The sequence below is a fragment of the Embleya sp. NPDC001921 genome (assembly GCF_053594475.1).
The window spans coordinates 1-25,911 of record NZ_JBSFEO010000086.1 but is presented as its reverse complement, the minus strand read 5'-3'; the positions used below and the strand labels follow the sequence as shown (position 1 = coordinate 25,911).

Annotated in this window: 24 protein-coding genes; 13 read left to right on the top strand and 11 right to left on the bottom strand. The window is 67.3% G+C overall.

The features are described 5' to 3' along the window. Positions 1-95, top strand: a 95-nt coding sequence (locus ACWCPW_RS49370; protein WP_449763660.1) for a PLP-dependent transferase, incomplete at its 5' end; no start/stop codon positions are given. Positions 96-200: 105 nt separating this feature from the next. Here the strand turns inward: ACWCPW_RS49370 and ACWCPW_RS49365 are convergent. The 3 genes from ACWCPW_RS49365 to ACWCPW_RS49355 form a co-directional block, all read right to left on the bottom strand. Further along, positions 201-1,121, bottom strand: coding sequence for an ABC transporter ATP-binding protein (locus ACWCPW_RS49365; protein WP_449768215.1), 921 nt, complete (start codon positions 1,119-1,121; stop codon positions 201-203). Next, positions 1,118-2,086 carry a FecCD family ABC transporter permease gene (locus ACWCPW_RS49360; protein ID WP_449768214.1) on the bottom strand — a complete coding sequence of 323 codons (969 nt, stop codon included), beginning with the start codon at positions 2,084-2,086 and terminating at the stop codon, positions 1,118-1,120. The genes ACWCPW_RS49365 and ACWCPW_RS49360 overlap by 4 nt, the downstream gene beginning before the upstream one ends. 170 nt (positions 2,087-2,256) lie before the next feature. Next, positions 2,257-3,288, bottom strand: a complete 1,032-nt coding sequence (locus tag ACWCPW_RS49355; RefSeq protein ID WP_449768213.1) for a FecCD family ABC transporter permease — start codon at positions 3,286-3,288, stop codon at positions 2,257-2,259. Between the two features lie 79 nt (positions 3,289-3,367). Between ACWCPW_RS49355 and ACWCPW_RS49350 the strand changes: the two genes are divergently transcribed. The 7 genes from ACWCPW_RS49350 to ACWCPW_RS49320 all read left to right on the top strand — a co-directional run bounded on the left by ACWCPW_RS49350 (position 3,368) and on the right by ACWCPW_RS49320 (position 12,495). After that, the gene (locus tag ACWCPW_RS49350) at positions 3,368-4,375 is read left to right on the top strand and encodes an ABC transporter substrate-binding protein (RefSeq protein WP_449768212.1); all 1,008 of its coding nucleotides are present in this window, start codon (positions 3,368-3,370) and stop codon (positions 4,373-4,375) included. A 515-nt stretch (positions 4,376-4,890) separates the two neighbouring features. Further along, positions 4,891-5,664 carry a GltA gene (locus tag ACWCPW_RS49345; RefSeq protein WP_449768211.1) on the top strand — a complete coding sequence of 258 codons (774 nt, stop codon included), beginning with the start codon at positions 4,891-4,893 and terminating at the stop codon, positions 5,662-5,664. 13 nt (positions 5,665-5,677) lie between these two features. Then, positions 5,678-6,208 (top strand): Imm21 family immunity protein, encoded by a 531-nt coding sequence (locus ACWCPW_RS49340; RefSeq protein WP_449768210.1) that lies wholly within the window; start codon positions 5,678-5,680, stop codon positions 6,206-6,208. 440 nt (positions 6,209-6,648) lie between these two features. Next, positions 6,649-7,407, top strand: coding sequence for a metallophosphoesterase (locus ACWCPW_RS49335; RefSeq protein ID WP_449768209.1), 759 nt, complete (start codon positions 6,649-6,651; stop codon positions 7,405-7,407). Positions 7,408-8,235: 828 nt separating this feature from the next. Continuing rightward, entirely contained in the window at positions 8,236-9,528 is a 1,293-nt protein-coding gene (locus tag ACWCPW_RS49330) for an ATP-binding protein (protein ID WP_449768208.1), read from the top strand. 562 nt (positions 9,529-10,090) lie between these two features. After that, complete coding sequence (locus ACWCPW_RS49325) at positions 10,091-10,594, top strand: SigE family RNA polymerase sigma factor (protein WP_449768207.1); 504 nt, start codon at positions 10,091-10,093, stop codon at positions 10,592-10,594. Between the two features lie 437 nt (positions 10,595-11,031). Beyond that, positions 11,032-12,495 carry a DUF2079 domain-containing protein gene (locus tag ACWCPW_RS49320; RefSeq protein ID WP_449768217.1) on the top strand — a complete coding sequence of 488 codons (1,464 nt, stop codon included), beginning with the start codon at positions 11,032-11,034 and terminating at the stop codon, positions 12,493-12,495. Between the two features lie 114 nt (positions 12,496-12,609). Here ACWCPW_RS49320 and ACWCPW_RS49315 read toward each other — a convergent pair whose 3' ends face one another. The 4 genes from ACWCPW_RS49315 to ACWCPW_RS49300 form a co-directional block, all read right to left on the bottom strand. After that, complete coding sequence (locus ACWCPW_RS49315) at positions 12,610-13,767, bottom strand: hypothetical protein (protein ID WP_449768206.1); 1,158 nt, start codon at positions 13,765-13,767, stop codon at positions 12,610-12,612. A gap of 108 nt (positions 13,768-13,875) precedes the next feature. Continuing rightward, positions 13,876-14,814, bottom strand: a complete 939-nt coding sequence (locus ACWCPW_RS49310; protein WP_449768205.1) for a WD40 repeat domain-containing protein — start codon at positions 14,812-14,814, stop codon at positions 13,876-13,878. A 168-nt stretch (positions 14,815-14,982) separates the two neighbouring features. Beyond that, complete coding sequence (locus tag ACWCPW_RS49305; RefSeq protein ID WP_449768204.1) at positions 14,983-15,279, bottom strand: hypothetical protein; 297 nt, start codon at positions 15,277-15,279, stop codon at positions 14,983-14,985. Positions 15,280-15,853: 574 nt separating this feature from the next. Continuing rightward, entirely contained in the window at positions 15,854-17,083 is a 1,230-nt protein-coding gene (locus ACWCPW_RS49300; RefSeq protein ID WP_449768203.1) for a WD40 repeat domain-containing protein, read from the bottom strand. 268 nt (positions 17,084-17,351) lie between these two features. Here ACWCPW_RS49300 and ACWCPW_RS49295 point away from each other — a divergent pair, with 268 nt between their 5' ends. Continuing rightward, entirely contained in the window at positions 17,352-18,215 is an 864-nt protein-coding gene (locus ACWCPW_RS49295) for an SGNH/GDSL hydrolase family protein (RefSeq protein WP_449768216.1), read from the top strand. 440 nt (positions 18,216-18,655) lie between these two features. Further along, positions 18,656-18,853, top strand: coding sequence for a hypothetical protein (locus tag ACWCPW_RS49290; RefSeq protein ID WP_449768202.1), 198 nt, complete (start codon positions 18,656-18,658; stop codon positions 18,851-18,853). 51 nt (positions 18,854-18,904) lie between these two features. Here ACWCPW_RS49290 and ACWCPW_RS49285 read toward each other — a convergent pair whose 3' ends face one another. The 3 genes from ACWCPW_RS49285 to ACWCPW_RS49275 all read right to left on the bottom strand — a co-directional run bounded on the left by ACWCPW_RS49285 (position 18,905) and on the right by ACWCPW_RS49275 (position 21,594). Then, positions 18,905-19,273: a hypothetical protein gene (locus ACWCPW_RS49285; RefSeq protein WP_449768201.1), complete on the bottom strand. Its 369-nt coding sequence runs from the start codon at positions 19,271-19,273 to the stop codon at positions 18,905-18,907. Positions 19,274-20,234: 961 nt separating this feature from the next. Continuing rightward, positions 20,235-20,561 carry a rhodanese-like domain-containing protein gene (locus ACWCPW_RS49280; RefSeq protein ID WP_449768200.1) on the bottom strand — a complete coding sequence of 109 codons (327 nt, stop codon included), beginning with the start codon at positions 20,559-20,561 and terminating at the stop codon, positions 20,235-20,237. A gap of 313 nt (positions 20,562-20,874) precedes the next feature. Beyond that, positions 20,875-21,594 (bottom strand): alpha/beta hydrolase, encoded by a 720-nt coding sequence (locus tag ACWCPW_RS49275; RefSeq protein WP_449768199.1) that lies wholly within the window; start codon positions 21,592-21,594, stop codon positions 20,875-20,877. 796 nt (positions 21,595-22,390) lie between these two features. Between ACWCPW_RS49275 and ACWCPW_RS49270 the strand changes: the two genes are divergently transcribed. Then, positions 22,391-22,738: a hypothetical protein gene (locus tag ACWCPW_RS49270; RefSeq protein ID WP_449768198.1), complete on the top strand. Its 348-nt coding sequence runs from the start codon at positions 22,391-22,393 to the stop codon at positions 22,736-22,738. Between the two features lie 147 nt (positions 22,739-22,885). On the opposite strand, the gene ACWCPW_RS49265 is transcribed toward ACWCPW_RS49270, so the two are convergent. Beyond that, the gene (locus ACWCPW_RS49265; protein WP_449768197.1) at positions 22,886-23,695 is read right to left on the bottom strand and encodes a serine hydrolase; all 810 of its coding nucleotides are present in this window, start codon (positions 23,693-23,695) and stop codon (positions 22,886-22,888) included. Between the two features lie 393 nt (positions 23,696-24,088). Here ACWCPW_RS49265 and ACWCPW_RS49260 point away from each other — a divergent pair, with 393 nt between their 5' ends. Both ACWCPW_RS49260 and ACWCPW_RS49255 read left to right on the top strand, forming a co-directional pair. Continuing rightward, entirely contained in the window at positions 24,089-24,667 is a 579-nt protein-coding gene (locus ACWCPW_RS49260; protein ID WP_449768196.1) for a DUF6939 family protein, read from the top strand. Positions 24,668-24,722: 55 nt separating this feature from the next. Continuing rightward, positions 24,723-24,857 carry a hypothetical protein gene (locus ACWCPW_RS49255; RefSeq protein WP_449768195.1) on the top strand — a complete coding sequence of 45 codons (135 nt, stop codon included), beginning with the start codon at positions 24,723-24,725 and terminating at the stop codon, positions 24,855-24,857. The last annotated feature ends 1,054 nt before the right edge of the window (positions 24,858-25,911 follow it).

Sequence of the window (25,911 nt, the reverse complement as noted above, 5' to 3'; positions counted from 1 at the left end):
CCCCGCTGGAAGTCCCCGGCGACCTGGTCCGCCTCTCCGTCGGCATCGAATCCGCCGACGACCTCCTGGCAGACCTGGAACGAGCACTGGGCTGACCGGTCACCACGAAGGTGGTCCGGGTGGCCGTGGCCGATCTGCCCGGCCACGGCCGCCCCGTCCCTGCGATCCGCTCCCGCGATCCACCGCCGTGGCCGTGGCCGTCAGTCGTCCCAAACCCAGACCTTGTGGGTCCGGATCTCGCCGCCGAGAGTCCGTGGCGGAGGCAACGGTTGGTCGCCGATGGGGCGGCGCCCCAAGGGCACGACCACGGTGCTCCCACTCTCCTCGTCGTGGCGCACGCGTGCGCGCAGTCCGAACACGTCGAGCAGCATGTCCTCCGTGAGGACGTCCCTCGGCGGGCCCTGCGCGACCACGCGGCCGTCCTTCATGGCCACGAGTCGGGTGGCGTAGCGGGCGGCGAGCGAGAGCTCGTGAAGCACCATCACCACGGTGCGATTAGTCTCGGCGTGCAGTTCCTCCACCAGGTCGAGGACATCGATCTGATGGGCCAGGTCGAGGTGCGTGGTCGGTTCGTCGAGCAACAGCAGGTCGGTTTCCTGCGCGAGTGTCATCGCGATCCAGGCCCGCTGCCGCTGTCCTCCGGACAACTCCTCCATGGGCCGTTCCGCCAGTTCGTACATGCCGGTTCGCCGTAGCGCCTGCTCGACCGCCGCCTTGTCGTCGACGGACCAGCGGCGATACCACGATTGATGCGGATGGCGCCCCCGGGCGACGAGGTCGGCGACGGTGATTCCTTCGGGCGCCACAGGTGACTGGGGGAGAAGGCTGACCCGTTCCGCCACCCGTCTTGTGGAGATGCCGTGGATGGGGCGACCGTCCAGGAGCACTGCTCCCTTCCTGGGGTGAAGGAGTCGACCGAACGCGCGCAGGAGGGTCGACTTCCCGCATCCGTTCGGTCCGATGATCGCCGTCACCGAACCCTCGGGGATGTCCAGGTCGAGATCGTGCACCACGGTTCGATCTCCGTAGCCCAGTTCCAGGTTGGTCGCGCGCAGGCGCGTGGGGGGTGGGGCGAGGGGTTCGTGCTCGCCGGGGAGGACCCGGTCCGGACTCGCGTTCATGTTCCGTGTGTCTTTCCGCTTCTTACCAGCAGGTACATGAGGTACGGGGCTCCCAGGGCCGCCGTGAGAATGCCGACGGGCAACTGCTTGTCGCCGAACGCGGTGCGGCCGAGGACATCGGCCCAGGTCGTCAGTGCGGCCCCCAGCAGGGCCGAGGTGAGCAACGGCGGGGTTCCGGTCCGAAGAAGACGCAGCGCCAGTTGGGGACTGACGAGCGCCACGAACGCGATCGGTCCCGCGGCGGCGGTGGCGGTCGCCGTGAGCACGACAGCGGTGAGCAGGAGCATCGATCGTGCGGCATCGAGTCGCACACCCAGTCCCCTCGCGGTGTCGTCGTCGAAGTTCAGCGCGCCGAAGGGGAAGGAGAGCATCAACATCGCGGGCAGCGCCAACGTCAGGGCCAGGGTCACGGCCACGGCGTCGTCCCAGGTGACGGCGTTGAGGCTGCCGGTCAGCCACACGATCGCGCGTCCGGCGTCGACGATGGAGGCCTTGATGAGCAACCAGGACACCAGGCTCGACAACAAGGCCTGGATCCCGATGCCCACCAGGAGCACTCGATTTCCCGACAGGCCCCCGCGGAGGGCGAGGACGTACACGGCGGCGGCGGCCGTCAGCCCGCCGAGGATCGCGGCCGACGGGATGCCGATCCGTGCCAGGGAGCCGCCGACGCCGCCGTAGCTGCCGCCGAGCACGATGACGGAGACGGCTCCTACCGCCGCTCCCGAGGTGACACCCAGAATCTCCGGACTTGCCAACGGATTTCGCGCGATGCCCTGGACGATCGCGCCCGAGAGTCCCAGAGCCGCGCCCACCGTGGCACCGACGACCACGCGCGGGAGCCGGAAGTCGATCACGATCATTCGATCGCCTGCCTCCCCGCCGCCGAGGAGGATACGGATTACGTCGAGCGTCGGGATCGGGACATCGCCGCGCGCCACGCCGACGACGAACGCCGTGATCAAGGCCAGGACGGTGACACAGGGGACCAGGACAACCCGGGGTCGGAAGCGCGCCGACAGGGGACCGATCCTGAGAGCGATTCCCGCTACGCCACCACGACCGCCGAGCGACGCGTCGTTCGTAGTCGCCGGTTCGGTCGCGACCACCGACCGTCGGAGCCGGCGCGCCGCCTTCATGCCCGCACCGATCCACGTCGGCGGACCAGGTGGATGAAGACGGGCGCGCCGACGAAGGCGAGCATGATTCCAGCGGGAAGTTCTCCCGGTCTGGCGACCAGTCGACCCAGGATGTCGGCAGCCAGAAGCAGAATGGCGCCGAGAAGCCCGGCCTGGACGAGCATTCGGCGGTAGTCGGGGCCCGCGCGGGCACGCGCGATGTGCGCCGCCATGAGGCCGACGAAACCGATCGGCCCGCACGCGGCGACGGCCACGCCGGTCAGCAGTGTGATCGCGAGCATGCCCGTGAGTCGCCCCAGGCCGACCCGGACACCGAGAGCCCGAGCGACGTCCTCGCCCATCGACAACGCGTTGAGCGTGGAGGCGTTGGCCGCCGCGAGAAGCAATCCCACCGCGACGAACGGAAGCATGTCGTAGGTGATGTCGGCGGGCCGCCCACCGACCGAGCCGACCGTCCAGAACCGATAGACGTCCAGGGCTCGTTCGTCGAGCACGAGCATCGCGGCGGTGAGCGCGCCGAACAGTGCGTGCGCCGCCGCGCCGCCCAACGCGAGGGTGATCGGGCTCGTTCCTCCGCGCGCGGATCTGCCGAGGACGAAGACGACCATGCCGGCGAGCATCGCACCGAGGAAGCCGAACCAGACGTATCCGTGGAGGGTGGTGATCCCGAGCAGGAAGATGCCGGCCACGACGAACAGCCCGGCGCCCGCGCTGACTCCGAGCAGGACGGGATCGGCGATCGGGTTGCGGGTGTGACCTTGCATCAGCACTCCCGCGACGCCGAGCGCGACGCCGGTGACCACGGCGAGGGAGGTGCGCGGCAGGCGCAACGACCGTACGATCACGTCCCCCTCGGTTCCGGTGGGACTCCAAAGCCCGTGCCAGACCTGCGGAATCGTGAGTGTTCTCGTGCCGAGCGCCACGCTGCACACGACGGCGACGGCGACCAGGACGATCAGGAACGCCGGTCCTCGTCCGTGACGCTTCGTGTGCCCTCGCCGGGGAGCCCGAGTCGAAGGTGTCGACATCGGCGCCTTTCTCATATCGAGCCGTACTTAGGCGAGCCTACCCTTACTCGAATTCATCGAGTCGAACAGGGGAATCACCATGAAATCTCACTGGTCCACCGTCCTTCGGCGTGGTGCGATCCTTACCGCAACTGCGGCACTCCTGTTCACGACGTCGGCCTGCGGAAGTTCGGACGACGGCAAGAGCGCGGGCAAGGCGTCCACGAAGGACTCGCAGGCGACCTTCCCACGCACCGTCGACCACGCGATGGGCCGCACCGAGATCCCCGCCAAGCCCAAGCGTGTCGTCGCGCTCGACATGACCTTCGTCGATGCCTCGCTGGCACTCCAGGCGGAAGTCGTCGGCTTCACCACGCTGGCCGGTTCCGGGGACAAGCTTCCTTCGTACTTCGGCGACGACGCCCGTACTTACGCGCCCGATGCCAGACCCGTCGGCACGCTGAGCGAACCCGGTCTGGAGAAGATCGCCGCTCTCAAGCCGGATCTGATCCTGTCCGCGAAGGTGCGGCACGAGAAGCTGTACAAGCAACTGAGCGCCATAGCGCCCACGGTGTTCTCGGAGAACACCGGCGCCGGTTGGCAGGGCAATCTCGAACTGGTCGGCCGATCGCTCGGCCGCGAGGACCTCGCGCGGGAGCGGCTCGCCGCGTTCACCACCCGTGCCCGCGCGATCGGGGACAACGTCCGCCGGGTCCAGGGAAAGAACCCCGAGGTTTCGGTGGTGCGATTTGTGGACGGCCCCACCCGCGTGTACAAGGAGGACACCTACATCGGCGTCGTCGTGAACGCCCTCGGCTTCGCCAAGCCCGCCGCGGCGACCGGAACCGGCTTCAACACGGAGATCTCCGACGAGGAGATCAAGAAGATGGACGCGGACGACATCTTCATCTCCACGTACGCCGACAAGGACGGCCTGTCCAAGCAGACGAAGGAGAAGTTCGCCGCCAACCCCTTGTGGAAGCAACTCAAGGGCACCGTCCACGAAGTGAACGACACGACGTGGATGAGCGCGGTGGGTCTGTACGGCGCCAACTCCGTGCTGGACGACATAGCCCGCATATACCGGGTCCACGACGCCCGGAAGTGAGCGCGCAGTTCGCGATCCTTGCCGGTGCCACGGCGTGCGTGCGGCGGCGAAACCGACTACGCGGCGGCCGACGCGCATTCGTCGCGCGTCGGCCGCGCCGTCGGGCGTGAGCCGGCCGCACACGTCGGGACGGCGCGTTTGTCCAATGCTCGCGCGCCGGGGCCCGGCACGATCTGGTCGCGCGACGAAGGCTCCCGAGATCGGGGACGTCGCGTCGCGACCCGACCCTCGCGGACGGGGTCGGATGTTCCGAAGGGGAGAGGGAATTCGCCGCAGGTGCCGAAGCAAGAAACCGCGGACGGGCGGACCGGTCGGTCTCCACGCGGCCGCAACCAGCCTTGCGACGCCCGCGTCGGACCCGGCCGTGCCGGGCGTCACGAGACGTCGTCCTGATGCCCACGATCTCCGTGCTGACACCGGTTCGCCCCGGCGGGGAGACATATCTCGCGGAGACCCATGCCTCGGTTGCCGAGCAGCGGTTGCCACGTGGATGGTCACTCCAGTGGGTTCTTCAAGTGGACGGCGAGACATACGCGCCCACGGCGTCCATACCCGACGCCGCGTGGATCTCCAAGGGATATGGACCGTCGGGTGGGGCCGCGCGCGCACGCACCCTTGGACTGACCCGGGTAGCAGGCAAGTTGACGCGCTGTCTGGACGCCGACGACCTCTTTCCGGACGAGGAGACCCTGCATCGCGACATCGAGACACTGACGGCGGATCCGACACTGGGGTGGTGTGTGGCACCGTGTCTGGACATGTGGCCCGACGGCTCGCTCGTGCCCGGCCCCCGGGATCCGGCGCCGGGTCGATTGTCCTCCGGGGCCTTGCTCGAAGGTCTGTTGGGGCACCGGTTCCCTGTGATGGGGACGACGATGACGGCGCACACCGACCTGATCCGAGCCCTCGGCGCGTGGCCGGCGCTCCCGGGAGCCGAGGACGCGGCCCTTCTGGTGGCCGCCTCGATTGTCGCCGACGGCTGGATGCAGGGCACGCCCGGGGAGCTCTACCGCAAACACGCCACCCAGAACACGTCGTCCGCGACCCATCACGACACACGGCTTCGGGACATGCGCGTGAGCAGCATCATCGACCACGCGCACGCCCTGGTGCGAACGGGCTGGCGTTGGCCGCCGCAGCACGTGCTGTCGGTGGATCGGGCAACCACGTCGCGCCCGGCCGAACAGCACGACGGAGACCGCACGTCGACCGCGGTCGATCGACGAGCACAGGCCGGTTGGATACGCGAGGCGACGAGGCCGCCCCGGGTTCCGCGAGACGATTCATGACGGGGTGTGGGCATTGGCGGCGTTGACCTGGGTGACCTCGGCGGGCGGACCGCTGATCGTTGTCCCCGACGTGCTGAGAAGCCTCTGGCAGGGGGTCGACGAGGACAGCTTTGACACCTACGACTCCTTCGAGGACTGGGGCGACTATGGCCGTGCGTGCGCTGCGACCAGCGGATCGTCAGCGCAGAGTCGAAACGTCGCGTTGATTCCCGTCGGTGGTGCTCACGCCCTCGTCCTGGGAGACGGGCACGCGTCGACGACCTTTCTCCCGGAGCGTCGGCTCTTCATCCAATACGCTCCGGACGGCCCCGAGACCGAGTTCCTCGAGGGCCTCGACCAGGCCCTGGCGGAGGTCCGTTGGGCGGACGGCGACCTGTTCTGGACCGTTCCCGGCCCCTGCACATTGTTCGATGCGGCGTGGCCTGGCGACGAGACCGACGAGCACCTGCGGGTCGACATCCCCGCCGGCCGCTATTGCGTCCGGGTCGCCGATGCCGGTCACATCTTCATCCGGCTCGACACGCCCCCCAGCCCCGCACGTTGATGGTCCCGTATCCGGAGAGCGCGCCCCGGATGCCACGCTCGCCGACGCAGACGTGGAGACAAGGCCCGACTTGGTCTCGGCGTTCCGGCCGGCTTCGGAGCGGGCGACGGCGGGACTCGGTGCCGATGTCGATGAGGGCGCGGATCCCGGTCCGGTGTGTGGATTGCCCGTCGAGGCACGCGTTTCCCCGACCGACTTCGATGCGTCGCGTTTCTCCGGGCGCCCGTAGGCGGCATCGAGCAGCATGTTCCTCGGCCGAGAGCTCCACCGGGCTCCCGACTGTCTGCGGCCGCATTCCTTTGTCCGGGCGAAAGTTCGTTCAGGGATGTCAGGTTGAAGGTGTCGGGTTGAAGCGTGAGCGATCCTCACCGCGTCGATGCCACCGCCTCGGAGTCGCCACACCCACCTGCAGCACATTCCCCTTCCGGGAGGACCGCCGCATGTTCGTGTTCGCGCACGTCAGTAGCACCCACATCGACGGCACGCGGCGCAGCGCGGCGCGCATCCGGACGGTGATGAGCTACCTGGACGCCTTTCCCGGAGACCTCGACGCGGTCTTGGTGACAGGCGATGTCACCGACAAGGGTTTGCCGGCCGAATACGCCGGGGCCCGTGCCCTCTTGGCGTCTCGGCATCCGGTCCTGGCGCTGCCCGGAAGCCACGATGTGCGTGGACTGTTTCGGGCGGGGCTGCTCGGCGACCCGAGCGGCGTCGACTGCGATGGTCCGATCAATCGTGTGTATCGCTCCGGCAACGCCATTTACGTGCTCTGCGACTGGTCGATCGCAGGTCGCGCCGGTGGCCCGATGGCCAATGAGACGCTGGCGTGGCTGGGTGACATCCTCGATGCGTCCGTCGGGGGCGCCCCGGTGTTCGTCGCCTTCCACCATTCGCCGGTCGAACTGGGCGTCCCGAACGCCGACCCGGCCCGTCGGTTCGGCGCCGACCGGCTCGCGGAAGTGGTCGCGAATCGGCCCGATGTCGTGGCTTTCCTCTGCGGACACGCTCATGCCCCGGTGACCACAACGTTCGCGGGAAGGCCGCTGATCATCGCGCCGGGGGTGGTCTCCGGAGTCCGTCTGCCATGGGAACATCCTGGGGCGGACACATGCGTCGATCCGGTGATTCCGCCCGCACTGGCCTTCCACGTATTCGACGACGGCGGCAGATTGACCACTCACTATCGAGTCGTGCGTTGAGCTCGCGGGTTCGCGGCGGCAGCCTCGAGGTGGTCGGCCCCATCGCGCTGCGGGATCACCCCAGCGGCGACACCCCCACCGCACGATTCCGACAGCACGATGGGACCTCTCCCGACCGTGGCGACCTGCACGGGTTGCGACACCTCGACAACGCCACGCCGATGCCCTGCCACGTCCGGACCACTCGTCCATGATCGCCCGCGAGGATTATCGGCGCCAGGAAAAACCCGTCGCGATGAGCCCGGGGCGGGTGGCCCACCGGGGAGCGGAGGTCCGTCGGTCGGTTCCGAATGCCGCGCGGGAAAGGGCCGTGCGAAACCCTTCCCCGCGCGGAGTCGGTGGCGTGAAGAATTCGAGGAAGTGGAGGCGTCGTCACCCCGTTCCGGATTCCCGGTACTCCACTCGCAGACTCCACGCCGATGCTCGCCGTATGAGCCGACGGGCGATCATCAAGAGCCGCTCCCTGCCATGAGAGGTCTTGTACGCCCTGTGCGGTCCGGCTCACTCGGCGAGCGGGTCATCATCCGCGAGGACTCGCTACACCTCGCATCGATGACCCGACCCGGAATCGGGACGTGACGTCCCGCCCTCCGTATGCGATAGAGCCTCTCGCGGGTCTCATCGGTTGCCAAGGTGGTCGAGGGCAAGAATTCTCTGGGGTCTGCTCGTGTGCGGCTTTCTCTTGATGTCGTGCGGTATTTCCTGCCCGGGTGTCCAGTCGGGTGTCCACCGAATCGGAACCCGTATGTTGTGCGATCCACATATCCTCCCTCGAAATTCCCGCCTCTAGGTTGGAAATCCCGCTGTCGGACGGAAGGAATCGGCCACATGGGCCCGCTCGTGCAGGATTACCGCGAGGACGATCTCGCGGCGGTGGTGCATCTCATCGACACTACGGCGGAACTCGGACAGGAATCGGTCTTCTCCCTCTCGGAGTGCATCTCCGCCCTTACTTCGCGACAACCCGCCGTAGTCGCCCGTCGCGAGGGGGTCGTGGTGGGCGCCGCGCTGGCTACGGTCTCCGAGGGCAGAGCCTGGGTCATGCGGATCGCACTGGAGCCACACATGCGCGGGCAGGGGTTGACCAGTTCCCTGCTCCTCGCGCTGGAGCGCCGCCTGGTCGAGGCCCGGGTGCGACGTATCGCCTACGTCCTGCCGGAGGAGGACAACCGGGAACTCGGCTTGCGCAACGCCGGCTACGAACGCAAGCCCGCAGTTGCCTACTTCGAGAAGATCGAGCCGGTCGACGACCACGCGGCCGAGACCCTGGACCGCCTCGGCGGCCGGATGCCGCCCGGTGACCTGTGGGCGAAGGTGGCCGGCATGGAAGTGGAGAAGGACCTCATCGAACGGCGAGTGGTCCTACCCCTCGCCGACCCCGAGCGTGCAGGCCGCCACGGTGTCGAACCGCCGCGTGCGATCGCGCTCTTCGGCCCTCCGGGGACCGGCAAGACAACCTTCGCCCGGGCGATCGCCTCCCGACTGGGGTGGCCCTTCGTGGAGCTGCTTCCCTCGCGACTGGCCGACAGCGGGAACCTGGCCGCCGCGTTGCGCGAGGCGTTCGGCCGACTGTCCCGGGTGGATCGCGTGGTGGTGTTCATCGACGAGGTCGAGGAGATCGCCCCGGTGCGAGGTGCCGGTTCCTCGGCCGCACACGCGGTGACCAACGAATTGCTGAAGCTCATCCCCGCGTTCCGCGAACAGGACGAACGCCTCCTGGTGTGTGCGACCAACTCGGTGCGCTCGCTGGATCCGGCCTTTTTGCGACCCGGGCGGTTCGACTACCTCATTCCGGTGGGCACCCCGGACCCCGACGCCCGCCGCGCGATGTGGGCCCACCATGCCGCCGGCCGGTCCGATGTCGACCTCGACGCGCTGGTGCGGGCGAGTGACTCACTCACGCCGGCGGACATCGGACACGCCGCCCGGATCGCGGCCCAGGCATCCTTCGAACGCGATCTCGGCCTTGGTCTCGGTCTCGGTCTCGGGACAGGCGAATCGCATCGGCCCGGGGCCGACACCGACGACTATCTGATGGCCTTGGCCCAGACCCGTCCCACGGTCACAGCCCTCATGATCGAAAATTTCGAGCAGGACATCACCACACACGCCCGGGTGTGAGCTCGTCGACGTGGCGATTCGCGAGTGCGCCCGGACACCACGGTAGCGGCAGGGTCGGCGACGAGAGATCTTCGCCGATTCCCGGGCGGGCTTGCATCATCGCGACGAGCGACTCATAGGTCCTCCGAGGGGCGCCGCGCGAAGCGTCGAGTGGCGTGTTTTTCCAAGTTCGGGGATCTCGACCGGATGAGACTCGGCACTGCCGAGGCAAACCGATTCGGCTCTCCCGTGGGTGGCCGGGTGGTTTCGGGCCGACTCGGCCACCCTGGGTCGGATCGCGATCGGGTCCGCGCATCGAGTGCGGAAGTGCGCGCGGGCGTGTGAGAGGTGACACGGCGGTAGCCACACCAGCGACGGCTCGCCTCGACCTGTGCCCGCGAACGACTCGACGCGGCACCCACGGCATCGCCGTTCAATGCGTCGAGTTCGGCCGTCGTACGCCAAAGGTTGTGCGCGACGCGTCTTCCGCCGGACACCTTCGAGATCGTTGGCCTTCCTCGTCAACCGGTTGCCTCGCTCGGGCGTATGTCTCGTGAGATCCGTTCACGCACCTGGAGCCGGTTTGACCGTCGCGGAGTTCGAGGAGTTCTACAGGCATTCGGTCAGATCCTTGGTGGGGCAGATCCACCTGTTGAACGGTGATCTGCAAGAGGCTCAGGACGTGGTCCAGGAGGCGTTCGTCCGGGCCTGGACACGGAGAGCCGGGCTGAACGTCGATGGGACCCCGGAGGCATGGGTCCGGACTGTCGCCTGGCGGCTGGCGGTCAGCCGGTGGCGCAAACGAAGGCGCGCCACGGAGGCATGGCGACGTCACGACGGACGGGCTCCGGCGGCAGCCGTGCCCGGCCCGGAGACGGTCGATCTGGTCGCAGCCCTGCGTCGGCTCTCCGATCGACAGCGTTGGACCGCCGTTCTGTACTACGTCTGCGATCTGTCGGTCGATCAGGTCGCGGCCGAGACCGGGATATCCGCAGGGGCTGTCAAAACCCACCTGTCACGGGCGCGGGCCGCCCTCGGCCCCTACCTGATGGACGATCTGATCAGCCCGGAGGACCGCAGTGCCTGACGACGTGAATGAGGACGCACTCGCCGGCGCACTCAAGCGTGCCGCGGACGCGGGCGCCCGACAGATCATGCCCTTGTCCGCCGCCGGCATCACGGTGCTCGCCGTCCGCCGACGCCGCAGGAAGCTCGCCGTGACAGCTTCGGCGATCGCGTGTCTGCTCATCGGTACAGGCACGATGCTCGCCGCAGGCCTCGACCCGGACGCCCCGTCCGCGCCCACAGGTCCGACGGTGGGCCCTGTCCGCTCCTCGTTCTCGTTGCCTCCGCCTCCGTCTCCGCCGTTGCCATCGCGGCTCGCCTCACCGGCCCCGTTCGAGGCGTCGAGCTCATCGACATCGGCCGCGACGACTCCGCCGTCGACCAGTTCCGAAACGGCGCTTGCGACTGCTCCGAACGACCGCTGACAGCGACAAAACCCCGTCAACGCAAGGAACGCACATGCCCGGAGTTCGCCGCGGCACACCCGAAACCTCGCCGCCGGTGTCGTTGTCCGACAGCGATGTGGCCGAACCCGATATCCCGATCGCACGAAACGATGTCGGTCGCCACGGCCCTCATCTGCTGGCTGCCATCCTCTTCGTCGCGTACGCGACCGTTTCGGTGTGCCGATTCCGACGCTTGGAGACCATGTCCTGGGACCTGGGCATCTTCGAACAGGTCGTGCGGGCGTACGCGCGGTTGGACGCGCCGATCGCCGACCTCAAGGGCCCGGGCGCCAACATTCTCGGTGACCACTTCAGTCCCATCCTCGTTCTACTGGCGCCCGCCTACCGGATCTTCGCCACTCCCGTCACCCTGCTGATCGCACAGTCCGCGCTGTTCGCCGTCTCCGCGATCCCGGTCACGCGCGCGGCGACTCGGGTCCTGGGTCGCGGGAGGGGTCTTGCGATCGGTGTTGCGTACGGCCTGTCCTGGGGACTACAGCGAGCGGTCGACTTCGACTTCCACGAGATCTGCTTCGCCGTACCGCTGATCGCCTTCTCCCTGGAGGCGCTCTTGGCGGAGCGCCGAAGGGCGGCCTTGTTCTGGGCAGCGCCACTCGTTCTGGTCAAGGAGGATTTGGGGTTGACCGCAGCCGCGATCGCAGTGCTCGTCGGGTGGCGGGCGCGTGGTTCGGGCAAACGCGACCTGCCCTATGCGGTCGGCGTGGCCGCCTTGGGTGTCGCTACCACCGTGGTGGCTCTCGTCTGGATCATCCCAGCCTTCAACTCCGGTGGCTCGTACGCCTATTGGGACAAGCTCGGGGACGACACGGGCCCTGTGGCCGCCCTGACGACCGCATTGGACACCAAGACACGCACCTTCCTGTGGATCATGCTTCCGACGACAGGCCTCTTGGCTCTGCGATCCCCCTTGTTTCTCGTGGCGGTTCCCACGCTCGGCTGGCGATTCGTCTCCGCGGATGACCACTACTGGGGCACAGACTGGCACTACAACGCCGTCCTGATGCCGATTGTCCTGCTCGCCCTGGTCGACACCCTCGGCAGACTCCGCAGGTCTCGGCGCAGCCGTGTGCGCGTGTTCGCCTCCCACTTGCCCGCAACCCTGTGCGGAGCGGCACTCGCGCTGACCACCATGATGCCCCTGTCGGCTCTGACGACAGGGGACACCTATCGTCAGAGTTCACGGGCGACCGCCGCCGAGCGACTCCTGGACCGAATACCCGACGGTGCGACGGTCGAGGCCGACGTTCCGTCGCTCAGCAGACTCACCTCCCGCTGCCGGGTGTTCTGGCTCGGCTCGGCTCCCGGTGTCAACCCGCAGTACATCGCCTTCGACAACGCCTCCGACTGGGTCGACAACCCCATCGCCTACGCCAAGCAACTTCACCCCGAAGTCGACTACACGACTGTCTCAGCAGCCACCGGAGGCTTCGTTCTCTTGCGGCAGCAAAGTTCGTAGCGGGAAGTACTTCGTGTGCCGAGGCTGGGGAAACGGCTGTTTCGGATCGGAGCAATGTTCCACGGGGCGACGGGGACGCGCCCGCCGGGCGTATTGCCCCAAGGGCTCGGTTGCTCATCGTTCGACGATGGCAACCCGCTCGGGCGGGTTGCCGGGATCCAGTCCGTTCTTGTGGTCCACCCCGTCGCCGGCAGGCGGGGTTTTGTGCTCATCCTTTGTGAGGCCGGGCACCGGTGTCGGGGGTCCCCATGGTTCGGCGAGTTCCCGGAGGGTGTCGTCGAGGGTTCGCGTGGGTTCCCCGGGCGGCGGCGCATCCGGTGTCGGTGAACGCGTCGCCCCTGCCTGGGAATCGGGTGCCTCGGTCGGGCCCTCCTCTTCCATCCTCGCCGTCGGGCTCACCCAGGGATTCGTAGGGGCCCTCTCCTCGGCGAGGGCGGCCTCCCGAAGGCGCGAGAGAAGCGATGCGCGGTGCAACTTTCCTGTTCGATGGTCCAGTTGCTCGCTCATCATGGCGAGCGCGTGCGTGAGCGCGGGAGCGGCGTTCCGCATCTTCTCGGTCGGCCCGAGAGCGGAGACAACGGTTTCGGCCAGAACCGGGGCCTGATCACCGTAGAGATGTATGTGCGCTCCGGACTCTGCTACGAGTTCGTTGATATCCATTGCGGCGTTTCTGCCGAGTATCTCCGCAGCCTTCGCAGGAGTTGCATTGGCCTCCTTGGTTTTCTGGTTGACGAGATCGTAGGCATCCGTGCGGTAATCATATAAATCTACTTCGGGATGATCTCTGCTGCTGTATGGAGTATTGGGAGAACGAGGCAGCGGAAATGGCTGCATATGCTGATAGTGGCGCAGATGTTCGAGTTCGTGGATCATGGAATGCGCGGCAGCGAACCGCGCATCACCACGGGTCATGGCCCCGACGATCTCCCTGAAGGACGGCCAGTTCTTCTGTAAGAGCTGCCGATTGAAACGCACTTCGCGAGTAGGTGGGTGGGCCTCGGCAACGAGGATCGCATCGGCCATCTCGGGCTTCTTCAAGGGGGTGACGGCGATCCGGCTGACGGGGACGTCAGGATGCAGTCGAGACCAGTGAACCGCAGCGAGGGCGAGCTGCTTCAGGGTATAGAGGCGCCCGTTGTCCAGCAGCAGCGGTGTGGGGCGGCCGGTCGCGCGCGCGATCTCGACTTCCGACAAACGAGCGACGTCCTTCGTCGTCCTTGCGGCAACCAGCCGCCGCACGAACTGCTCTTCCCACACGACACCTTCCACCATTGCCTCACTCCGATCTCTCGTGGTCGGTGCCTCGGAACCTGTCCGGCCGACGACGGACCGCCCGACCTTGTTACCTGTGACGAGGTCGAGCGGGCCGTCGACGTGTCGTCAGTCCTGCGTGGGCCTGGGCGTCGCGAAGTCCCAGACCAGGATGCGGCCGTGCTCGGTGCCCACCACGAATTGCTGTGCGCCGGGGGCCCAGCCGCCGCCAACGAAGTAGTTCCGACCCGAGTCGGCGTGAACGAGACAGGCGACGGGGTCTCCGGTGGGGTCGTACATGACCACTTCACGGGTCAGGACGATCGTGGCGGCGACGCTGCCGTCCGGGCTCCAACGCACGGCGATCGCCTTGCCGTGCGAGTCGAGTGGGGTGCAGTAGCCGGAGTCGACGTCGAAGAGCGCCACGCGCGTGATGTCGTCGCCGACGAGCGCATGCCGGCCGTCGGGAGCCACGCCCACGGCGAGGACCGGGACGTTCTCCTCGTTGTCGAAGCGCAGTTCGCGCCCGGCGACGGGAGGCAGGCCGGTGTAGACGTCGACGCCGTCGTTGCGTCCGGCGGCGATGACCCCGCCGTCCGGCGTCATGCCGATCGCGAGGCAATCCAAGCCGGTTCCCGTGAGAAGGGTCTTGGGCCGCAACTTTTGGATGCCGCCGTCGTAGTGCCGGTCGCCGGCCGCGACCACGACGCGTGAACCGTCCGCGGTCGCGGCGACGTCGAGCACCGAGCCGTCCGACTTGATCTGCCACGACCGCGACGTCTTGAGCTTGTCCCTGGTCAACTCGTAGACGAAGACGTCGAGGATGCTGACGACGAGTATTCGGCGGTCGGTCAAACCGACGATGGATTTGGTGCCCCATTCGCCGGCCAGCGGAAAGACGCTGATGGCCCCGGAACGCAGGTCTACGACGGCCAGTTGATCCAGATCACTGATCACCGCGATGGGTGCGTCGGGGAGTACTGCTGCGGCGCGGCACTTGCTCAGCCCGGTGTCGAATTCCTTGAGCACGGGAGTGTCGTTGCTCCGGACCAGATCATAAGTGGTCATGCGCATGATCCAACCACTTGTGACCGGGTGGTGATGCTCTGCTGATCGATGTGGTCGTGGGTGGGTGTTCTCGGCCTACGAGCCCGGTATTCGTGCGGTGGGGTTCGTTCACGACTTTCACAGCGGTGACATGGTGTACTCGGTGCGCGGACTACCTCGCAGGGCGCGTCAGCGCCACACTGATCGCTCCATGAGCCCGGCCCGAATGGCGCGAGCGTCGTCCTCCAGGGTGGCGGACATGGCGCAGCCTTCGGTCCGGGCGATGCCGATCGCACGGCCGCCGGGTAGCGCCACCACCCCGCCGAAGCGCAGGTCGCCCGCAAACCACAGTCGGCCACCGCGGCGCATCACCTCGGTGTGTGCCTCGGCCGACCAGGTCGCGCGGAGCTCGCGTGATACAGGTTGTCCGCGCGCAGCAGCCAGACATAACGCGAGGATGCCGTGGATTCGACCTGACACTGCCATTCCCGCCATGTGTACGCGGCGAGTACGGGTTGGATCCGCTGGCGCAGGCGAACGTCCGCGATGACACACGAGACCACGTTCGCCGATCCGGTGACGGCGACGACCACCGCGATCCAACCGAACCACGGTCCGAGATCCCCGACACGGGTCGCGGCGGTGAGACACCCTGCGGCCGTCGCGAGAACGCACGCGAGTGCCAGGCAAAGCGCCGATCCGTGAGGTTGCATCTCCGCGCGTTGGACGTGCGCGAGTACTCCCGGGAAGTCGAGCGCGGGCCGCGCCGAGATTTCGAGACCGGGATCCGGGTCCGACTCCGGCAGCTTCTGGGACCTTCCTCACGGCGCATGTACAGGATGCAAGGCTAGGGCTCCACGGCCATCCTCGGATCGGATAGATGCGCCCCGGGCATGACGGTGCCGCGAGGGAGGCGACGGCGACTTCATGCCACTCTTCGTCACGGGCATCCGGACAGGAAGCTCCCCGAGGGCCAAGGCAAGACCGTATGGGACACGACCTGCCAAGCCGCGTACCGCCGCCAGCGTGGTCGACAAAGGCGTCACGTGCCGGGAATACGTCATTCCGGCGCAATTGCCCGCAGGACCACGATGCCGCCGCCGGAGCCTGCGCACGCGAGGAGATCCCCGGCGTCCGAGAAGACCACACGGAGTATGTGCCCTATTTCCGTGGGGGCCGGCTGGACAGGGGTTCCGGCGCCGGTAGCGGCGTCCTGCAGGCGAACTCTGCGCATGCCGCCGACTGCGAGCAGGGAGCCGTCGGGGGAGAAGTCCCAGCACGTCCCCCACGAGACCGATCGATGTGGATCCGGAACGGCCCATCCGAACTTGCCCGTCTCCAGCGAAATCGAGCATGGGCCCTGGTCGAAGCCCCCGTTGGCGATCAGGTGCCGCTCCGTCGGGTCGAAGCCGAGCGCTTTCACACGCAGGCCGGCCGAACTGTGGTCGTACGGGAAGGGGCGTGGGAAGCGGTGGTGGTGCACCTGCCGACCGGAGTCGACGTCCCAGACCTCGATGTCGGACGAAGTCGTGCCAAAGGCGAGGGCCAGAAGGCGTCCGGACGGGGACAGGGCGCCGGCCCGGCACTCGGGACGCCGAGCGACGTCGAGATCCAGCAGGGATTCCCAGGCATCGTCGACCACGCGGATTCGGGCTCCGGCATCGAAGACGAGTAGACGGCGCCGGGCCCGGTCCCATGAGGGCCGCACGTGGAACGGATTGAAGTTCGAGCTCCCCCGCAGCTCGTCGTGGGCGCCGAGAGTGTGCGACGTCCCGCTGCGGAGGTCCAGGTACCGGGTCTCCCCATCGAGTGCATAGACCACACCGCGTCCGTCCGCGCCGAAGCGGACGCTGTGGACGAACGCCTGTCCTGCTTTGGACGGTTCCGTGTGCACCAGCCGCCGGATCCCCGTCCGGACGTCGATCAGGTGGATTCCGGCTCCGGAACCCTTGAGCGTTGTGCCAACCACGAGGGTGTGCCCCTCGGGGTGCAGGTCGAGGGCCTCGGACGCAACGGGGGTTGGCACGGCGCAGACCAGGATCGATTCGCCGAAGGCCGCCTCCGCCGGGTCGCGGAGCGCCACGAACCCGCCGCGCATCCGCTGCCTTTGCTCCGTGGCCAAGGCGCACCGAGCCTCCCGCGGTGAGCCGTACTCCTTGCCGCTCTGTCGCAGCCGGCCCGTTGTCCCGGCTCTGCTCTCCCGCCGCAGCCACCCACCGTCCACCCACCGTCGTACATGTTTGGGTTTCGGGAAGCCCGGATGCACCAGCGCGACCACGTCTGTGTCCATGGTCGGGAAAGGCCAGGGCATCACACGGACAGGCCCGAGCGAGGGGGCGGATGCAGTCCCCGGTGCCCAACATCCGTCGTGTTCCTACAAGTTCGGAGATGAAGGCGGCTTCTAGCATGCTCGATGTCCGCTCGGCCGGTGAAGCAACCTACATGGTCGGCAACCTTGATCCGGGAGGAGCACGTCCCACGTGTCCACGCGTCGATCGGCGGTCACTGTCGTAACCGTTCTGGCGGCTTTCGCGGCCCTGTCCGCCTGCTCGCTCGACTTGGACGATCTCAAGGGTGAATCCGAAGCCGTCGAGCCCGCGAAGGCCACGGCCCCCGCATCGCCGAAGCCGCCTGTGAACGCGGAAACCGCGTATGTGGCACTGGGCGATTCTTATGCCGCGGGCGTCAAGATTCTTCCGCTTGTGCCCTCTGCGCCTTCCGGGTGCAGTCGCTCGGAGAACAACTACGCGCACGTGGTGGTCCAGCGCCGAAGCATCACCGATTTCGTGGACGCGACGTGCAGCGGCGCCAAGACGGACGACATGGTGGCGCCGCAGAAGGTCGCCGGTTCGCCGCCCCCACAACTGGACGCGCTGAGGCCGGATACCGAACTCGTCACGCTCGGCATCGGCGGCAACGATCTCGGGTTCACCGAGATTCTCCGAACGTGCGCGGACAAGGCGATCAGTATTACGTCATTGACCCCCTGCACGGACTTCTACACCGCCGGCGATCGGGACGAACTGGCTCGGCGCGTCGCCGAAACCGGTCCGAAGGTCGCCGTCACCATCACTGCCATCAGGCATCGTTCGCCGAAGGCACGCGTGCTCGTGGTGGGGTATCCGTCGATTCTCCCGGAGTCGGGACTCGGTTGCATCACCCAGGCGCCGTTCGCGCCGGGGGACCTGGGCTATCTGCGCACGCTGGTGCCCGCCTTGAACACCATGCTCGCCGAGCAGGCCGACAAGAACGGCGCCGAATACGTCGACGTCTACAAACCCGGCCTGGGTCACGACCTGTGCCAAGCGGACGGCACGAAGTGGATCGAGGGGGTGCGCCCGGCGGGCCAGGGTGCCCCGGTGCACCCGAACGCGCTCGGGCACCAGGGCATGGCCGAGGCCCTGCTCGCTCACATCGGGTGATCGTGGCGCTTGGCGCCCTACCCGGCAACGTTCACCTTGACGTCGCGGCGGCAGCGAAGTCCCTGCACCAGCGGGGCGGATCGACGAAGGAGGGCAGCCGCCTTCCGGCTGCTCGTCACGACCTCCGTGCCCCCGACCTGGTCGGCGGGGCCAAGGCTGAGCCACGGCGAGACCACGGTCGTGGACTCGTGTGTTCCGCCTCGCCGCCGTCGAGCGCTGCCTGCCGATTGGCAGCCACGGGACGAAGCCCTTCCTCGTGTGGGTTGTTGATGGCGTTTCCCGCTCACCTTTGGGCGTTCCGGACCGACGGTTGACGTCTGTTGCGCAGGCTGTCGGAATTCTCCTATCAAGCAACTTTTGACCACGGTATCGATGGTGCTGTCCAAGTGATCCAGTGTTCGGCCCTCGGTCAACACTTATATCCCACACGGGAGTTCATGATGAAGAAGCACATCAAGCGGTTTGTGCGATCCGTGATCGCCGCCGTCACCCTTACCGTGGGCATCGCCATCACCGCCCCGGCGGCGCACGCTGCGCCGTCCGCGGGGACCTCGACCTCGGGCGGCTCCAGCATCGCCGGCTACGCCTACGGCTACGGCAACGGCTACGGCAACAGCACGAACGGCTACGGCTACTGAGCCACGGATTGGGGGTCGTCGGATCGCCATCACCGATCCGGCGACCCTCGTTCACGGAGCACCGAGAGCTTCCTCAGCCGCCTGGTCGCATTGGTGTCCTATTGGTTGGTCCGGGATTCCATGAGTCTCCTTCGGAGGTGTCGGCGCCCTGGTCACCCCAGGATCCGCCCAGGATGTCCTTCGCTCGGCCATCGCGGCAGCCGTCGCGAACAGTTGCGGCAGTGTGCCGGCGAATTCCGGCACGAGGCGCAGGGCGACCGTCCAAATCTCGGCGTCGAGAGGGAGCCGCTCGCGCGCGAGTCGCCCGGCCTCGTTCTCGGCGGCGACCGCGACGGCCGCGGGCCGGACCTCGGCAAGTATCTCGTCGGCGGTGAGTAGACCCGCCCATCGAGCAGCGACCAGGTCCCGGTGGGTTTCCACCCGCATCTGCTTGGCGGCCAGTTCGGCGCGTGCGACTTGCGGCGAACTGGCCCTCGATCGTGGACGGACGAGGCTCTCCACCAGCGACGTCGGGCAATCAGGGTGGTGGACCACTAGGTATATGGAAGTGTCGGAGAGGCTCGAGCGGATGTGACGGAGACCTCGGCGGGCAATCCGCAGCCCCCGCGATCCCCAACTGCGCGTGGGAGGGCAACGATTCCTGCCGGTGCGCAGCGATGACGGCGGGCCAATCGACGGGAGTGCCGGCGGCCGTGACGATATGGCGGGCCTCGCTGCTCCGGATGGTCGTACGCAGCGAGCGGACGATCTCGGTCGCATCGGGACCCTTGGCCGTTTCGGCACGCATGTGGGCCAGACCGTCGCGTCGTTCGAGTGCGGCTCGGACGGACTCTGCGACGACGCCAGTGTGGTATCGCTTCACGGCCAACGCAGCTCGGACGGCGTCGGGCCCGTCGAGTTCCCACAACGTCAACAAGGCCTGGCAACACGCCCGTTCGATGTGCGGGGGACTCCGACGCCTGCCCATGACGGAGAGCGCGTGCCGCACCAGGGCAGGGTCCCGTGCGTACGGGAGGGCGACGACGAGGGGTCTGGCTCTTGTGGTGAGCAACTCCGCGCGCAGGGCGGGATCCAACGGATCGGTGCCGAGCCCGGCCGGATTGATCGATGGTCGTCGCGCCACGCTCGCCTGTTCGTCGCAAGTCGTGACGATGGAGCGGGGCGTCCGGTGGCTGGGAGTGATTGCGGGACGGAGGGCCATGCGGTCCGGTTTATCGACCGCAGGCGCACACTGCCTCTTGGGATGTGCGGCGGTTGTGTGAGCCGCCATCGGGTCGGCGCGGCGTTGGTTCGGTCCGTACGCCGACCCTCGGCTTGTTCGATGGTGCTCCCATCCGGGGAGGGCGAGGCTCGGCTGCTCGCGGCGGCCCTCCCCGGACGGTTACGCGGATTCGACGGGGAGGCCTGCTTCGACCCAATCCTGGATGCCCTCGCGGTACGTGCGGACGTTGGTGTAGCCGATGGCGGTGAGTCGGTCGGCGACCTGGCCGCTGTTGGGGCAGGCGGGGTTGGAGCAGTAGGTGACGATCGCGGCATCGAGGTCGGGGAGCAGCGAGGCCGCCTTCTCGTCGACGTCGCTCGGGGTCAGCGGGAGTGCGCCGGGCAGGTGCTGCTGGGCGTGGTACTCGCCACCCAGTGCGTCGAGGACGGTGACGGTGCCCGCGTCGATTGCCGTCTGGAGTTCGTCACGGGTGATGAGTGCGGTCATGGCCCCACCTTTCAGAGAAAGCGGACTTCGGTCCGCTTGTGCTGATGACATTAGCGGACTGTAGTCCGGATTCGCAATCCCGCCGCAGGCGCCGCACATGTCGTCCCGGAACGAGCGACCTGACGCGCGGCCGGGCTGGTGACTACCGCCGTCGATCCACGGCGCGCTCGCCGTTGCCGCCGGCCTCGAACACGCCACCCGCGTCCTGCCTGCGAGACAAGCGGCCGAACCCCGTCATGGCCGCCCGCCGACGCTGCTGAACCCGCATGGCACGCTCCGCTTCACGCACGGGATCGCGAGGCCGCGGGCACGATCAACTCTCCCCGTCGCTCCGCACATCGGTGCGGCTGTGCGCGCGGATCCAGTCCACGCTCCCCGCGAAAATCTGCTCCGCGTCGTGGTCGAGCGTGGCGATGTGGAAACTGTTGTCGAGGACGCGTTCCGTCAGTTCGGCGTTGCGCAGCCCCGCTCGGATGAGTTCGGCCGACCGCCCGTCGACGACATGGTCGATGCGGCTTCGAAACAGGAGCGTCGGCGCGATCACGTGGGACATCTCGTCGCGCACGGTCCGCCACAGTTGGGTGAGCTGGTACGCCGCGCGAACAGGAACTCTGTCGTAGCCGGCCGTGACGGCTCCCGGCTTCTTGACGTCCCCACCGATGCCGTGGCTGGTGCGCTTGAGTTGTGCGATCGCCGGGGCACGGCTCAGGAGTCGGGGTCCCAGGCTGCGAGTGCCCACCGAGGGGTTGACCAGTACGAGGCCGGAGACGGCATCCGGGTGTCGGGCCGCCAGATGGAGTGCGAGGGCACCGCCCATCGAGAAGCCGCACACGAACATCTCGTCGCAACGCTCACGCAGCTTGGTGAACGCCGCCTCCACGGCCCCGTACCAGTCCGACCAACGCGTGGTTTCCAGATCCTCCCATCGCGTCCCGTGACCCGGCAGGAGCGGTAGTACCACGGAATGATCCGCGGCCAGGTACTCGGCCCACGGACGCAGACTGATCGGAGTTCCAGCGAACCCGTGGGCCATCACGACCCCCGTTCGTCCACTGCCGGCGGCAAACGGGCGGGAACCCTCGGTCGGTTCGTCCCGCGAAGGGTTCTGGCGCTCTGTCGGCTCATGCACTGACGGGATGATTCCCGGCTCCGCACGCGCAGGACAAGGACAAAGGCGTCAGTCGTTACTCGAGGTCGCAACCGCTGCCGGTGGGTGACTGCCGAGGCCGGGCGGCCGTCCGGCTCCGGGTCCACAAACGCGCGGACTCGGGCACGATCGAACGAAGCGCGCACAGCCTCGGGCGGGACGCGGGCCGGCGCGCCCGGCACTTGTGAGCCACATCGGGCGGAAGGCCGTGCGCGGTCGAGTCGACCGGTGCGACAGGCCAGGCCGGCCGCACGGACGCATTTGTCCAAGTCCGCGCGGGATGAGCCTTGAATGATGGAGGCGCTCGTCACCCTCCCGATCGGATCCCACGATGCGCTCGCAACCACTTGTCCCCACGCGCGGTCGGCGAATTGCACACCGGCTGCGCCCTGTTGTACTGGGAGCGGCGGCGATGCTTCTCGGTGTCGGCGTGGTCGGGTGCGGTGGTTCCGGCGGAGGCGGGAATCCGCTTGTCGATGCGGGAGAGGCTCGCAGCGAAGCCGTCTCCCAGGCGCCCGGCGAGGCTCCCCCGACCACTGCCGCGTCCGAATCCGTTGCCCCGCGTCCTGCGGCCACGCCTCGCCCCTCCGCCCCGCCCGCGCTCGTGCAACCCGAGCTTCCGGTCACGCTCTTCGGTCTCCAAAGGCTGCCCCAGGATCCGGACGGCGACGTCGCACGCTTCGTGGGCCGGGAGAACGCGGCGCACGACCCCGAACTCTCCGGCATGCGAACGGTGGTCTACGGCACCGACGCCCGCGACGCCGGACGGTTCGCCTACATCACGATTGCCGGGCCCGGAGAGACCAAACCTCGTCTCTACCTCGAGGAGCTCTCCGGCCTCGACGGGGAAGTCCGGGTGACGTCTCCGCTGCCCGGGGCGTTCCGGTGTTGGAATTTCGACTCGACGGGCGTGTGTGCCTGGGCCGACGACACACGGTTCCTTGCGGTCGGTGCCAGGCAGAAAGTCACCTCGTTGGAGACGCTGGTGCGCGACATCACCTCGATTCGTCGGACGATCTACGGTTCATGACCGCCGCAGTGGCGTCCAGGAGCCTGTCGGGCGACCCGTGCGCGACTTGTTCGTGTGGCGCCCGGGCCTGACGTGTGCCGCGAGACGCTCGGCCGCGCGGGTTGGCCGTGCACGGGCCGGATCGAACCGGTGGCGGCTGACCCGAGATCACGCGAGTTCGGCGTGGACGACGCGGGAAACGGCCTCGATCGCCTGTATGGACTTCTGCATCGTGGGCTTTCCCTCGGTCAACACCGCGATCGAATAGTCGGTTCGTCCTCCTCGGAAGAATCCGATGCTGTGGACTCTCCAGGATCCCGACGATCGTTGCAGCCAACCGTTCTTCAGGTATGCCGATTCGTTGTCGTGTGCTCCCGCGGTGACGCCCCAACGTTGTGACTCGATGACTCGGCTCATCATCTCCGCCGCTTTCGCGCGAGACTCTTCGCGAAGGACGGGATTGTCGTGTGCGAGCACGGTCAACAGCTTGATCTGATCGGCGGCGCTGGTCTGGGTCAGGCCCCAGACGCCATCCCGATCCGGGACGGTCGTGGTGGCACCGATCATGTCGAGGAAGCCGGATATGCGGGCGACGCCGAGTTGGTGCCAGAGCTCGGTGGTCGCTTCGTTGTCCGACTGCTCGATCATCCGGGTCGCCAACTCCTGCTCTTCCCAGGTCAGTTCGCGGCTCGCGTCCTCGGCTCGACGCAGCAGCGCGCCGAGGACGGTCAGCTTGACGATGCTGGCGGAATCGAAGTTTCGCGCCGAATCGTAGGTACAGGTCGTGCTTCCGGTGCGCTCGTGTATCGCCAAGGCGATGTGGCCGGGGTGTCGCTCCACGGCCCTGCTGATGTGGTGCGAGAGCGAAGCGGCCAATTGTCGATCGTTGGAAGAACACTCGACACGTGGACCACCACGATCCGCTCCGGACGTGGTTTCCCATGGCCGCCACAGAACGACCGTGAGGGTGACCAGCACACAGAGGACCGTCGCGTAGACCAGGACCCGATCACGAGGCCGCTTCCGTTCGAGGTCCGCGCCCCCTTCGCGAAGTGGTGAGTGCTTCGTCATGTGACCGGCCTCCATGGCGACCCAGCGAGTTCCGATGTCCGAACCTGGCACGCAGGCCGGACGGGCGCTTGCAGGAACCCGCCAACTGCTTGGAAGAGTCTGGGGCGAGTCATTCGGTCTCCGGATTCGGTTCACGCCGACCCGATTGTTGGTCCGGTGTGTTCGCGGAGGGGCGAGTACGGGTGCCTTGGTGGCGGGCCCGCACATCGGGGACCGGATTGTCCGTGTCCACCGGGGCGCGGTTGTCGGTGGCGTCCGGGACACTTGGCGGCTCATGTCATCGAGGCAGGGAGCCTACGGATGTCGATCACTGTTGCCGGCCGTCGTCGTGCGATGACGTCGCTGACCGCGGCGTTCCCCGGTGCGGAAATCATCGACGTGACCTCCAATGCACCGCAACCATGGGTGCGGTTGAGTCCTTTCTTCCCGCACGGCGGTATCCCGGTCCCGTTCTGCGATGGTGTTACCAGCCAGTCCGTGGAGGGGATCTGGCAGGCTCTCAAGGTCTTCCAGGAGTCTGACATCGACCCCACGAAACTCGAGATCACCGCGATGAAGGGGCTGAAGCGGACGGTCCGTCGACACGGCCCCGTCCTGGGCCATCGCACGGGTCTACACGGCGACCGGTTGTTGTCCTACGAGACGGCCCGACGCCGGATCTACCTGCCGGCGTACCGATGGGTCCTCGAACATCGCGTCGCCGATCTGGTCGAGCAACTCCGGGACAAGGCGGACGTGGTGCTCCTGGACTACACCACCAATGGCGACGTCACGGACCCCGCGAGCCCGCTCTCGCACGCCGCGCTCATCAAAGCGCATATCGAAGGCCAGTGGCCCCACGAGGGTGAGCCGAACACCTCGGACGTGGTCGGCGCGTAAATGTACGGGTGATCGGCGGTGGGCACGAGGGTCCCGGATCGGTCCGCACGCGAGCGTGACACGACGTGGCCTGGCACTGATGAAGGTGTTCCCGATGTGGACACACGTCCTGGTGCTGGAGGGGATCATCGAGTCGACCCTCCGGCTCAGCCGACTTGTTCGGCGTCCCACCGAACCCGACCAGTCGTGAGCTGGTCATCACCATGCCGCTGTCCACCGTCGCGTCGGTGATTCCGAATGTGGGGTTCTTGAAGTCGTAGTCGACGGCGGGTCGATCGCTGCCAGACCAGTCGCCATTGGTGAAGAATCCGGTGTCGTTGTCGAAGCACGCGAGCGCGTCGACCGTGGCTCGTGCTTCCGCTCTCTGCCACAACTCCGCGTATAGGGGAACGTCGGCCTGGAATCCACCGGCGTCCGACACCCACTCGACCGCGCGGAGCACGAAGTTGTGCGACCAGCCAACCATCATGTAGATCGGGATCGGCAGTATCGATCTCCTGTCCGATTTCCGTGGTGACCAGGTCTACGAGAGTGCGGCGCGCGTGCGCCATGAGTTGTCTTCTCTCCGTCGAGTCACCGTGCGAACTCGGCTTGATCCGCTGTGCCAACGCGCCGCGACACGGTCGGTGCGGTCGATCCGCGTGCCGGAGGTTGCACCGTGTCATCGTGACACCCGAATCCTTCACGCGTGGCGGAGCCGCCAGGGTGGTTACCGACTCCGCGGATTCATGGTCTCGTTGATCACGGCTGGAACTCCGCCGGACGCTTGGAACGTTCGTGCAGCTCCGCCGGCCCGACGCCCGCCGGCAGGGGTCGGACCAGCGGGAGCGGTCGGAAGCATACGAATTCGCAGAGCCATGGCCGCATATCGGGTGTGCACTCGCAGTCGGCGCACCAGTACCAATCCGCAACCCCCGGGCCGGGGCACCTCGCGGCCGGATACCTGCCGCGCCATTCGCGGTCGCTCCCGGGTGCCGTACTCGTGACGTGTATTTCCAAGAGGCATGCAGTAGTGGGATCTACCGTGATGTTACGCCTTTGTCTTACTTGACAGTTATTTCAGGCGTTATCCCTTCGTGTCACGGAGGAAGCATGAGCATCCGGAAGAAGTCTCTACATGCTCTTCTCACCGCAGTTCTTTTGGCCGGGCTAAGGGCTGTCCCGTAAGCACTGGCGCCCCGTGCCCCGTCAACTGGGCCCAGCCGATATTCCGGGTCTGCGACCGCGAGCTGTGGCAGCCTGCC

Excerpts from the sequence above, each read along its gene's own strand:
- ACWCPW_RS49365 (WP_449768215.1), bottom strand. The coding sequence starts at position 1,121 with ATGAACGCGAGTCCGGACCGGGTCCTCCCCGGCGAGCACGAACCCCTC.
- ACWCPW_RS49355 (WP_449768213.1), bottom strand. The coding sequence starts at position 3,288 with ATGTCGACACCTTCGACTCGGGCTCCCCGGCGAGGGCACACGAAGCGT.
- ACWCPW_RS49350 (WP_449768212.1), top strand. The coding sequence starts at position 3,368 with ATGAAATCTCACTGGTCCACCGTCCTTCGGCGTGGTGCGATCCTTACC.
- ACWCPW_RS49335 (WP_449768209.1), top strand. The coding sequence starts at position 6,649 with ATGTTCGTGTTCGCGCACGTCAGTAGCACCCACATCGACGGCACGCGG.
- ACWCPW_RS49330 (WP_449768208.1), top strand. The coding sequence starts at position 8,236 with ATGGGCCCGCTCGTGCAGGATTACCGCGAGGACGATCTCGCGGCGGTG.
- ACWCPW_RS49320 (WP_449768217.1), top strand. The coding sequence starts at position 11,032 with ATGCCCGGAGTTCGCCGCGGCACACCCGAAACCTCGCCGCCGGTGTCG.
- ACWCPW_RS49315 (WP_449768206.1), bottom strand. The coding sequence starts at position 13,767 with ATGGTGGAAGGTGTCGTGTGGGAAGAGCAGTTCGTGCGGCGGCTGGTT.
- ACWCPW_RS49310 (WP_449768205.1), bottom strand. The coding sequence starts at position 14,814 with ATGACCACTTATGATCTGGTCCGGAGCAACGACACTCCCGTGCTCAAG.
- ACWCPW_RS49305 (WP_449768204.1), bottom strand. The coding sequence starts at position 15,279 with ATGGCAGTGTCAGGTCGAATCCACGGCATCCTCGCGTTATGTCTGGCT.
- ACWCPW_RS49300 (WP_449768203.1), bottom strand. The coding sequence starts at position 17,083 with ATGGACACAGACGTGGTCGCGCTGGTGCATCCGGGCTTCCCGAAACCC.
- ACWCPW_RS49290 (WP_449768202.1), top strand. The coding sequence starts at position 18,656 with ATGAAGAAGCACATCAAGCGGTTTGTGCGATCCGTGATCGCCGCCGTC.
- ACWCPW_RS49280 (WP_449768200.1), bottom strand. The coding sequence starts at position 20,561 with ATGACCGCACTCATCACCCGTGACGAACTCCAGACGGCAATCGACGCG.
- ACWCPW_RS49275 (WP_449768199.1), bottom strand. The coding sequence starts at position 21,594 with ATGGCCCACGGGTTCGCTGGAACTCCGATCAGTCTGCGTCCGTGGGCC.
- ACWCPW_RS49260 (WP_449768196.1), top strand. The coding sequence starts at position 24,089 with ATGTCGATCACTGTTGCCGGCCGTCGTCGTGCGATGACGTCGCTGACC.